Here is a 10,438-nt window from a genome sequence, read left to right as displayed (position 1 = left end):
AAAGTAGGTAATCGTCAGGCTCCCTAGCAGCATCAGAAACCCCACCCCACAAAGGTGGGGTTTCTGCGTTTACGCACACCGGAAATTCCGGCAGGCACACCGCTCACTCCTTGCCGATCCGCAGCGCGTTCGCGTAACCCGTCAGTTCCAGATACGCACGGCCCGCATCCGCACCGTCGCGGCTCACCCGCACCGCACCTTCCCAGTACACCGCCCCGGTCGACTGGCGCGAATCGAGTTCCTGATCGTCCATCAATGGATCAGGCGCAGCATGAGCCGTCAGTTCTTGCGCGTATCTGCAGCATACATGCGTGAACTTTCGCTCCGTTCCTTCTGGAACATGGAAACTCCAGGCTTGCTAACTTAGTCGTTACGCCAAAGAGCAATTGCTCGCGCGGGTGAAAAACCTGTGGCCAAACAGCTTCACCCCTCGTCATTTCCCCCTGCGGGCGCTTCTTCGCCTTGCTTTGTTTTCTTAACATCCCCCTCAAAATACTGTATAAATATACAGTAAAAACTCGTCGCTCCATGCTTGTCTGATGCCGGGCAGGGCGGAGTATTTCCTATGGAATGAGCGTGTCTATGGCAGCAGCGATTCATTTGGCGACAACAGAGCTGTCGTCGCAATTGCGGCGTCAGGTGTGGCAGGGCAATGAGCTTGCCGAGGCGGACTCGCGGGTGATTTCCAGCGGTTATGCCGCGCTAGATCAGCTGCTGCCCGGGCAAGGCTGGTCGGCTGGCGGTCTGACGGAATTATTGATTGAACACGAAGGAGTTGGCGAGTTGCGTCTACTGGCTCGTGCGCTTAAGCATCTCACGGCACAAGCCGAGCGGCACGTCATGCTCGTGGCGCCGCCTTACCAACCCAGTGCTTCGGCTCTGAGGGCCTGGGGTGTCGATGTCGAGCGTGTCTTATGGGTGCGTTCGAGTGAGGATCAGGCTCTTTGGGTCGCAGCTCAGGCATTGAAGCAGGATGGTATGGGCGCCGTGCTGGTATGGCTGCCGAATGCGCGCATCGATAAGGTTCGACGTCTGCAGGTCGCGGCCCAGGAATCGGCTTCACTCGCATTTTTGATCCGGCCCGTCGAGGCAGCAACGCAATCTTCGCCAGCGCCTTTGCGAATGATCTGCGAACCGCTTTTGCCGGCCAATGCGCAGACGATCAATCGTCGTCAATGGCTGCAGGAGATTGGTATTTCGATCGACATCTTCAAACGCCGCGGCCCGCCGCTAGCGGAGCCCCTGCGCCTTGTTTTGCCGTTACAAAGCGTCGTGTTGCCGGAAGGCGGAAGCGGCAGCAATCAAGGACGAGAAATCAAACATGTTGTGGATCGCAGTCACATTGCCACTCTTGTCGCTAGAAGCGGTGAAGCCTCTCGAGTCGCTCCAGGGTGGTTCACTCGCGAAGCCGAATCCGTGTGAGTCCGGCGACGAGACAAGCCAATCCTCAGGCGCTGGATACGTTACCGGGGAGCGCTGCTATGCGCTGGCCGATCACGCGCACATCCTGATGCCGGATTTTGACGCACTGCGTGCCGGTGTGCATGCGGGTCATTCGCGCTCGTACGCATTGGCTTTGGCCCCCGGTCTCAAGATGCTTGCCGCGGACACGTCCCGCGAAACCCAGGCGTTCGAAGCAATGGCGCTCGCTTTACTGACATACACGCCAAAGGTGTCGCTCGCGCATGCGCACACCTTGTTGCTGGAAGTCGGCTCCGGTTTGCGATTGTTCGGCGGGTTGCGCACGTTGTTGTCACGGGTATCCGCGACGGTGGCCGAATTCGGTTATACGGCTCGCATCGCGTGTGCACCGACAGCTTGGGGTGCGTGGCTGTTGGCGCAGGCGCGCGCCAGTCGGGAGGGGCATCGTCGTTGGCATGTGGTAAAGGAAGCGTCGCTTGCACGGGTTCTCGATCGTTTATCCGTGTTGTTGCTGCCGGTTTCGCAGGCGAATCGCGATGCGTTTACGCATGTCGGTTGCACGACGCTGGCCGATTTGCGTCAGTTACCAAGGCACGGCGTCGTGCGGCGTTTCGGCAGCGGCATTCTGGATCTGCTGGCACAAGCATATGGCACCCGTCCGGATCCGCGCGAATCGTTTCGTGCGCCGGCATCGTTTCATGCTCAGTTGGAGTTGCCGTCGCGGGTTGATAACGCTGATGCACTACTGTTCGCCGCGCGTCGGCTGATTGTGCAACTGGCTGGATGGTTGAGCGCGCATCATGCCGCGCTTAGTGCTTATACGTTATTGCTTGAACATGAATTGGCATCCCGTCATGCGCCGAAGACGTCGAGTCTGAAGGTCGCGTGGGCCATACCGTCGCGCGACGCCGAGCATTTGATCTGGCTGTTGCGTGAGAAGTTGAATCAGACGGTTCTGGCGGCGCCCGTGATCGAGTTGAAGCTCGTCGCGGATCAGATCAGCGAGTGTGCAGGGCGGTCGGACACCTTGTTTCCTATGCCTGAATCAGACGGCGATTCGATCGCACGTCTGCTCGAACGCTTGAGCGCGCGTTTGGGGCCGGAGAACGTGCTGCAGATGTCGGAGCAGGACGATCATCGGCCCGAGCGGGCAATGCGCGTCGAGGCCTACCAGGCGCAAGCGTTTTCGCGCAAGAAGCGTTCGTCTACGAAGACAAAAATCAAAGCGGATAAAACCTGGCTGACCGATGAATTGCAGAACGCTGCATTGGAGAGCATGCGTGCAGACAACGATGCGATGGAGCAAGCGAAACAGATAGAACAGGTAGCAGGCACATCACGCCCAGCGCCCCCATCCCGGCAGTCTGGCAAATCGGGCGACGCTAAAAGCAGTAGCCTATTCGTCACGCAACCAGCCGATGTCCAGGCTTCACTCGATCTGCCCGACAGTGCCTTGCCAGCGCAGCCTCGCCCCGTCTGGATGCTCGATAAGCCGCTGCGCCTGATGATGCGCGACCAGCGGCCGATCTATCGTCGGCCACTGAAAATGCTCACGCGCACCGAACGGATTGAAGCAGGGTGGTGGGACGGCAACCTCGTCGAGCGGGATTACTACATTGCGGCGGATGATCGTGGCCATATGTTCTGGGTGTACCGGGAACGTTTTGGCGATGGTTGGTATTTGCAAGGTTTGTTCGGCTGAGCATCATGGTAGATTCCCAGGCCTCAGGTTTATTGGAGCAGGCGTTTGCAGCCCAATTACCACCCTATGCAGAACTGCACTGCCTGACTAATTTTTCGTTTCTGCGCGGTGCTTCGCACCCACATGAACTGGTCGTGCAGGCGATGTCGTGCGGTTATAGCGCGCTCGCGATCACCGACGAATGTTCACTGGCGGGCGTGGTGCGCGCACATATGGCGGTGAAAGAAATCGAACAGGAGCGGGAGCGTCAACAGAAGGAGCGCGATGACAAGGCGAAAGCCGCGCAAACCGGAGCGTCTCTAGAGGAAGCAGCAAAGTCGACGGCCATAAAGCCAGCGGATTCCCAACAAGAAACCACCCAACAAGAAACCACCCAACAAGAAACCACCCAACAAGAAACCACCCAACAAGAAACCACCCAACAAGAAACCGCGGAGCAAGAGGCGTTAAAACCAATCCCCCACCTCATCATCGGCAGCGAACTCAATCTGACCGACGATGCAGGCGAACCGTTCTGCACCCTGATTGCGCTCGCAACGAACCGCAATGGTTACGGCAATCTTTCCGAGTTGATCACGCTCGCTCGTTCTCGTGCGGACAAAGGCAGCTATCGCCTCAGTCCGTCCGACTTCACCGATTCGCTACCCCATCTCGAACATCTCAAAGCTTTGCCCGATTGCGTCCTGATCCTTGTGCCGCAGCGCACGGCGACGCTCTCGCACACCTTGCGTTGTGCGCACTGGCTGGCATCTTTCGCGCCACAACGCTCATGGATCGCACTCGAACTCTGGCAAACCGGCAGCGACGATCTTCAGATTGACGCATTGCGAATGATTTCAAACGCGAGTGGTTTGCCACTGGTAGCAGCAGGAGGTGTCCTGATGCATGTGCGATCGCGCAAGCCGTTGCAGGACACCCTGACCGCGATTGGCCTCGTCACGCCGCTATCGGCGTGCGGTCACGCGCTTGAGGCCAATGCCGAACGACATATGCGCACTCGCGTGCGGCTCGGCAAACTGTATCCACGCGACACACTCGAAGAAACGCTGCGTATTGCAGCCCTGTGTCGCTTTTCGCTCGACGAGCTCCAGTACGAGTATCCAGAAGAACTGGTGCCCTCTGGTGAATCGCCATCAAGCTATCTGCGCAAACTGGTTATGGCCGGCGCGATGGAGCGTTGGCCGAAAGGGATGGATCTCAAACGGATCAATCAGATCGAGAAAGAGCTGCAACTGATCGCCGACCTGAAATACGAAAAGTACTTCCTGACGGTACAGGATATCGTGAGCTTCGCGCGTTCCAGAAACATCTTGTGTCAGGGGCGAGGCTCGGCGGCAAATTCGATTGTGTGCTACTGCCTTCATGTGACGGAGATCGATCCGGTAAACATGAACATGCTGATCGAACGGTTCATCTCGCGCGCGCGTAATGAACCGCCTGATATTGACATCGATTTCGAGCATCAGCGTCGGGAAGAGGTGATTCAGTATATCTATGGAAAATACGGCCGTCATCGCGCTGCGCTCACTGCAACGCTGATCACCTATCACGCACGCAGTGCGCTGAAGGACGTCGGCAAGGCGTTGGGACTCGAAGCGTCGCTGATCGAGCGAATCAGCAAATCGCAGCAGTGGTGGGACGGCACGGATGCGGTCGCCAAATATCTTGCTGAAGCGGGTTTCGCTGCCAACTCGCACATCACGCAGAATCTGATTCGTCTCACCAAAGAGTTGCGTAACTTCCCGCGTCATCTATCGCAGCACGTCGGTGGCTTTGTGATCGCGAAAGATAGGCTGTCACGGCTCGTACCTATCGAGAACGCAACGATGAAAGATCGTAGCGTGATCGAGTGGGACAAGGACGATATCGATGCGCTCAAGCTGTTAAAAGTCGACGTGTTGGCGCTAGGCATGTTGTCGGCTATCCGGCGCGCACTGGAATTCGTCGCCTTGCGGCGCGGCTTGCCGAAATTCAGGATGCAGGATATTCCGCGCGAGGACCGGGCCGTCTACGAAATGTGCGGTCATGCCGATACGATCGGTGTATTCCAGATCGAATCGCGTGCGCAACAAAGCATGTTGCCGCGCCTGAAGCCAAACAAGTACTACGATCTCGTGATCGAAGTCGCGATCGTGCGACCCGGGCCGATCCAGGGCGGCATGGTGCATCCGTATCTGCGCCGCAAACAGGGTCTGGAAGCGGTGGATTACGCGAAGGAGGAATTGCGTCCCGTGCTCGAACGCACGCTCGGCGTGCCGATCTTCCAGGAACAGGTGATGCACCTCGCGATGGTTGCAGCGAAATACACCGGGGAGCAGGCTGATCAATTGCGGCGCGCGATGGCCGCGTGGCGGCGCAGCGGCAATCTGACGAAGCATCAGAAGGATCTGACTGACCGTATGTCCGCGCGCGGTTACGAAAAAGAGTTCATCGACCGCATCTGCAAACAGATCGAGGGTTTCGGCGAATATGGTTTTCCTGAAAGCCATGCCGCGAGCTTTGCGTTGCTCGTTTATCTCAGCGCGTGGTTGAAACGTTATGAGCCGGCTGCTTTTCTGGCAGGGTTACTGAACAGTCAGCCGTTGGGATTTTATTCGCCGTCGCAACTCGTGCAGGATGCCAGGCGTCACGGTGTCCAGGTATTACCGCCTGACGTGACCTTGAGCGATTGGGAGTCGACCTTCGAACAACGCGGCCATGAAGGGCAGCGGATTTCATCGAGCGAGACCTATTTGCGCCGTCAGCAGGGCGTGTTGTCCGCACAGCAATTTCGTGATCTGTCGTTGCGGCGCTTCACTGTGGCCCGGACGATCCGGCGCGCGGCGAAACAGCTGACCGCACGCGTATTTCAAGCGTCGAAAACCTATGGTGCACGCGGCCCGGCCGTGCGCATCGGCATGCATCTGATCAAAGGTCTTTCGCAGGTGGCCGCCGAACGCATCATGGCGGCTCGCTGCGACGCGCAGTTTACCGACGTCGACGATCTGACGCGTCGCGCGGCATTAACGCGGCGTGATCTCGAGGCGCTCGCCGCGGCGAATGCGCTGGTGAGCATCGCGGGCCATCGGCGCGAAGCATGGTGGGCGGTGACCGCGCAGCACGCGGTGCCCAGGCTGCTGCGCGATGCGCCGATCGCCGAAACGCAGTTGGCATTGCCGCAGGCAACCGAGAGTCGCGAGATCGTCGACGATTACGCGAGCATCGGTCTCACGCTCAATCGTCATCCGCTAGCCTTATTGCGCGAACGTCTTGCCCGACAGCGTTTTCGCACGGCGGCTGAACTGGCGGTGTGCCGGCACGGTACGGTGGCGCGAGCCTGCGGCATTGTCACCGTGCGGCAGCGGCCCGGCACGGCAAACGGCACCGTGTTCGTTTCCATCGAAGACGAAACCGGCTCGATCAACGTGATCGTCTGGCCATCGCTGGTGGAAAAGCAGCGCAAGGTGTTGCTGGGTTCATCGTTGCTGGCGGTGTATGGCGTCTTGCAGCGTGATGACGGTGTTTCCACCGGCGGTGACAGCGCTGGCAACGCGGCGGACATGAATCAGGCAGGTAAGGCGAAACGGAAACAGAAGGGCGAAGTGATCCATCTTGTCGCGCATCGGCTTGAAGATCACAGCGAGTGGCTCGGCGAACTGGCCACGGCGAGCCGCGATTTTCATTGATGCGGACCTGCCGTGGTCGAGTTCGTTGCCGGGCGTTATGCTGCCGTCTCATCCCGCCATGGAAATTCGGCCAGCACTTGCCGGATCGCCACGTCGAAGGGTGTGCGGCGGCCAATACCAAGCGCCTCGAGCCGGTCCGAGGACAGATGACAGTTATGCGGACGCGGCGTCGCGTCCGCGGGCGTGTGCTGCGGCGTTATTTGTGCATCGAGTTGCAACGCGGCGGCCAACCGCACGGCGATTTCATATTTGTTCATCGGCTCGTCGCCCGACCATTGCACGATGCCGCGGATCGCCTCGCCACGTGCTTGCCATTCGAGCATCTGCCGGATCACAAACGCGACGTCCGGTGTGAAGGTCGGGTAACGAATCGCCCATGCGTCCATGACGGCGGCCTTGCCATCGCGTGAAGCCGACGCGGCAATCGCCGGCACGAGGCTCGTCACCGCGGATTCCGCCCAATCGACGATCGGCCCATACAGTAGCGGTAAACGCAGCACGCAGCCGAGATCGGTGGATTCCGTCAGCGCGCGTTCGCCTTCGAGTTTGCTCCGTCCATAGGCATTGAGCGGCGCGGGCACGGAATCGTTTTGATAGGGCGGGTGGGTGCCGTCGAACACGTAATCGGTCGAGATCGAGAGCGTCCATGCACCGCGACGTCCGGCTGCCGTAGCTAGAGTGCGCACTGCGTCGACGTTCAATGCCCGGGCGAGCGCCGGATCGTGCTCGCACACATCCGGCCGACGTTCCGCCGCTGCAATCACGAGTGCGTCCGGCGCTTCGCGCTCGATGAATTGCTCGACCGCGCGCGCATCGCGAATGTCCAGTGCAACAGTGTTCGGGCCCGGTCGGCTGAACGCCGTGGCGACAACTTGCCAACTGGCCTGCTGCGCCAGTTCGTTGACGAGCGCCCGGCCGAGCAGCCCGGAAGCACCAATGACGGCAACTTTGAACATGAGGGTCGCTCGCTTAACGGCCCGGCCCGCTGATTACGCCGGTCACCGTATAACCGGCTTCGTCGATGGCGCTCTTTAATGTGCCGGCCGGTTGCGTCGACTCGATCGCCACGCGCCCGGTTGCCAGATCGACCCGAACCTGAGCGGTGTCATCGTGTTCACGGATCGCATTCGTAACCGCTGCCACGCAATGCTGGCAGCTCATACCTTCTACCTGGAATTCGATCGTCATCGGGATTGCCTCGAAAAAATGAATGTTGCGACGGTTGAATTATGCCTGCCGGTGCGCAATTGGGTGGCTGACCTTCCCACAATGGGAAGGTGTACGATCGACGTACACACTGAGGAAACAGTCATGAATATCGGTGAAGCGGCCCGCGCGTCGGGCGTCACGGCGAAGATGATTCGCTATTACGAAAGTGTGGGTCTGCTGGCAGCGAAGGCGCGCACGAGCGCTGGCTACCGCGTATACGGGCCGCAAGAGGTCCATTCGCTGCGTTTTATCCGCCAGGCGCGCCGCCTGGGTTTTCTGGTCGAAGACATCCGCCGGTTGTTGGCGCTCTGGCATGACCGGTCGCGCGCCAGCGCCGAAGTAAAGGCGATTGCGCTGGAGCACGTCGCGGAACTCGATCGACGCATTGCCGAACTGACCGACATGCGCGACACATTGGCGCATCTGGCGGACCATTGCCACGGCGATGAACGCCCGGATTGCCCGATTATCGAGCGGCTAGCCGACACTGATCTGGTGTCCGGGAAGGGCTGTCATCCGATTTAAACGCGTCGGTGCAACCCGTTGTGGGATTTGTCGCAACGGAACGTAAGAAAGCACCACGGCGGTGCAAAATAATTGGGGGCGCTATCGATTGTCTCGAGGCAGTCGTCTTGAATTCAGACAAATCAATGACTTAAGCGCACCGCAAGCGTGCACCATTCCAAAACGGAATGCACGTCATGCGGGCATTTCACTAGCAAGGTTGCACCATAGGGCTATAATTCGGGTTAACCCTTTTACGGGAAATCCCTGATGCAGAACTCACCGGGGATTCAATCTGATCCTTGGAGAACATCATGTTTGCATACGTACTTGAAAAGCTGAGCACCTGGTTTGAAACCGCAGAACGCAGCCGTCGTGAAGCCTATCTGGCGTCGTCGTCGGATATCGTTCAGCTCGAACAGCGCATCCGCTCGCTCGAAACCAATGGCTACTCGCTGTAAGTTTCAACTGCATCAAGTTTGATCCGGCAGCGCTCGTGCGCGGCCATTGCAGTAAAGTGTTGAGCCCCGTATAGACGGGGCTTTGTCACATCTGGACCGCGAAAATTTCACCGCAAATGGCGCTTCAAGTCGATCCATGGCCGATAACGACTAGCCTGGCGGCCGCCGTAGCGGTAAGGTAAGGCGTTTTCCACGCTATCCGGCATTTTCAAAACTCAACCGGTCTGCCCATGTTTCCTGTCCGCCTACTCAAGTCCATTCTGGTCATAACCGCCGCGACTTCGCTGACATCGGTTTTCGCAGTACCGGCGAGTTTCGCAGCGACAAGCAGCAACACCCGCAAACCGGTGATACTCGACTCACAGAGCGGTATCAACGACGGCCAAAGCGGCACGGTGCTGCAAACCGCACCGCTTTCGCGACAGCCGATCGTAGAGGCGCAGCCCGTCGCCACGCCCACGGAGTTGGCGCCGAATTCGTCGCCGCCATTCATTGTCGCACCCTACATCCCGGTGCCTGCCGGCGGCGGCACGCCGTCTCCACAACCCTATCCGCAACCACGTCCCATGCCTCGCGGGCAATAAGCTCAATCGCCGCGATACTCCACCTTGAACTGTGCGGCCTTGTCCTCGCCGAGCGCCTGAACCAGCCAGGGCATCTGGTCTTTCAGCGTTTTTGCCAGCGTATACGGCGGATTCAGGATGAACATGCCACTGCCGAATAATCCGAAGCCGTCGGTCGGCGGATTGCTGACGGTCAGGCTCACATGCAACCAGTTACGCTCCTGCAGCTTCTTCAACTGATCGGGGAAGCGCTGCGATTCAAGCCGTCTGACCTGCGGGTACCAGACCGCATAGGTGCCGGTCGGAAAGCGCTTCAGGCTTTCTTCGACGCAGCGTAGGGTGCGCGTGTAGTCGCGCTTGTCTTCGTACGACGGATCGAGCAGTACCAGCGCGCGGCGCGGTGCCGGAGGCAGTAACGCGAGAATGCCGTCGAAGCCGTCGCCTGCATAAAGCATTGCCCGGCGCCCCGCATCGCGGAAGTTATGGCGTAGTACGTCGATTTCAGTGGTGTGCAGTTCGAACAGGCGCATGCGGTCCTGTTCGCGCATCTGCCGCCACGCGATATAGGGCGAGCCCGGGTAGAAGCGCAACTGGCCGTCTGGATTCAGCGCGCTCACTTCATCGACGTAATCCGCGAAGACCGACGGCAGGTCGTTGCGTCCCCAAAGTTTGGCGATGCCGGTCTGGAATTCGCCGGTCTTGGTCGCGTAGCCTTCTTTCAGCGAATAGACGCCGGCACCCGCGTGGGTGTCGATATACCAATAGGCTTTGTCCTTCTGGCCGAGGTAGCGCAGTAGCTGCAATACGACGGCGTGTTTCAGGACGTCGGCGTGATTGCCTGCATGAAAGGCGTGGCGGTAGCTGAGCATGATGAGGAGACGCTGAAAGAGGGCGTGCCGGTCCAAGGCGGAT

General features: G+C 59.1%; 9 protein-coding genes and 1 pseudogene. 6 read left to right on the top strand and 4 right to left on the bottom strand.

From position 1 onward, the window contains the following. Positions 1 to 103 precede the first annotated feature (103 nt). Positions 104 to 262, bottom strand: a pseudogene (locus HWX91_RS39455) (lipocalin family protein); the annotation flags it as partial. A gap of 320 nt (positions 263 to 582) precedes the next feature. Here HWX91_RS39455 and imuA point away from each other — a divergent pair. Genes imuA through HWX91_RS39440 form a run of 3 tightly spaced genes read left to right on the top strand, consistent with a single transcriptional unit; the run spans position 583 to position 6,789 of the window. Then, positions 583 to 1,422: a translesion DNA synthesis-associated protein ImuA gene (gene imuA, locus HWX91_RS39450; protein ID WP_028200358.1), complete on the top strand. Its 840-nt coding sequence runs from the start codon at positions 583 to 585 to the stop codon at positions 1,420 to 1,422. After that, positions 1,322 to 3,124: a Y-family DNA polymerase gene (locus HWX91_RS39445; protein WP_042277315.1), complete on the top strand. Its 1,803-nt coding sequence runs from the start codon at positions 1,322 to 1,324 to the stop codon at positions 3,122 to 3,124. Before imuA ends, HWX91_RS39445 begins: the two co-directional genes overlap by 101 nt. Positions 3,125 to 3,129: 5 nt before the next feature. Then, positions 3,130 to 6,789, top strand: coding sequence for an error-prone DNA polymerase (locus HWX91_RS39440; RefSeq protein ID WP_028200356.1), 3,660 nt, complete (start codon positions 3,130 to 3,132; stop codon positions 6,787 to 6,789). Positions 6,790 to 6,824: 35 nt separating this feature from the next. Here the strand turns inward: HWX91_RS39440 and HWX91_RS39435 are convergent, their stop codons facing one another. Further along, positions 6,825 to 7,745 carry a dTDP-4-dehydrorhamnose reductase family protein gene (locus HWX91_RS39435; RefSeq protein ID WP_028200355.1) on the bottom strand — a complete coding sequence of 307 codons (921 nt, stop codon included), beginning with the start codon at positions 7,743 to 7,745 and terminating at the stop codon, positions 6,825 to 6,827. Positions 7,746 to 7,758: 13 nt separating this feature from the next. Continuing rightward, positions 7,759 to 7,977: a heavy-metal-associated domain-containing protein gene (locus HWX91_RS39430; protein ID WP_028200354.1), complete on the bottom strand. Its 219-nt coding sequence runs from the start codon at positions 7,975 to 7,977 to the stop codon at positions 7,759 to 7,761. Between the two features lie 123 nt (positions 7,978 to 8,100). Here HWX91_RS39430 and cueR point away from each other — a divergent pair, with 123 nt between their 5' ends. From cueR to HWX91_RS39415, 3 genes are all read left to right on the top strand, one after another. Beyond that, positions 8,101 to 8,523 (top strand): Cu(I)-responsive transcriptional regulator, encoded by a 423-nt coding sequence (gene cueR / locus HWX91_RS39425; protein WP_028200353.1) that lies wholly within the window; start codon positions 8,101 to 8,103, stop codon positions 8,521 to 8,523. Positions 8,524 to 8,816: 293 nt separating this feature from the next. Continuing rightward, the gene (locus HWX91_RS39420) at positions 8,817 to 8,963 is read left to right on the top strand and encodes a DUF3563 family protein (protein ID WP_074284875.1); all 147 of its coding nucleotides are present in this window, start codon (positions 8,817 to 8,819) and stop codon (positions 8,961 to 8,963) included. Between the two features lie 230 nt (positions 8,964 to 9,193). Next, entirely contained in the window at positions 9,194 to 9,547 is a 354-nt protein-coding gene (locus HWX91_RS39415; RefSeq protein WP_028200352.1) for a hypothetical protein, read from the top strand. A gap of 2 nt (positions 9,548 to 9,549) precedes the next feature. Here HWX91_RS39415 and HWX91_RS39410 read toward each other — a convergent pair whose 3' ends face one another. After that, complete coding sequence (locus HWX91_RS39410) at positions 9,550 to 10,395, bottom strand: 23S rRNA (adenine(2030)-N(6))-methyltransferase RlmJ (protein WP_028200351.1); 846 nt, start codon at positions 10,393 to 10,395, stop codon at positions 9,550 to 9,552. Positions 10,396 to 10,438: the final 43 nt, after the last annotated feature.

Source organism: Paraburkholderia fungorum, assembly GCF_902833645.1.
GTDB classification, from domain to species: domain Bacteria; phylum Pseudomonadota; class Gammaproteobacteria; order Burkholderiales; family Burkholderiaceae; genus Paraburkholderia; species Paraburkholderia fungorum.
The sequence above is the reverse complement of the archived record's forward strand: the minus strand, read 5'-3'. Positions and strand labels throughout refer to the sequence as shown.